General features: G+C 47.2%; 1 protein-coding gene. It reads left to right on the top strand.

Features of this window, described 5'->3' with window-relative positions; translation table 11 throughout:
• Positions 1-269, top strand: a 269-nt coding sequence (locus ACYP03_RS26330; RefSeq protein WP_459782713.1) for a DUF480 domain-containing protein, incomplete at both ends; no start/stop codon positions are given.

The following is a 269-nucleotide window of genomic DNA, read 5'->3' as shown; positions in this document are numbered from 1 at the left end:
ATCAAAAAAGTAACCGTGACCCTGTCATGTCGCTTAATGAGGCAGAGGTCATGGACACGCTTGAAAGCTTGAAATCCAAGCGCTTAATTCAGGAAATTACAGGGTTTGGCAGTCGTGTGGCTAAATACCAGCACCGCTTTTGTAACACTGAATTCAGCACACTACAGTTCTCTGAACAAGAAAAGGGCATTATCTGTGTTTTGCTGCTGCGAGGCCCGCAGACGGCAGGAGAAATTCGTACCCGCACTAATCGCTTATGCCATTTCGCG

It is taken from the genome of Photobacterium sp. R1 (genome assembly GCF_054600795.1).
This window is presented reverse-complemented; position numbering and strand designations above follow the sequence as displayed.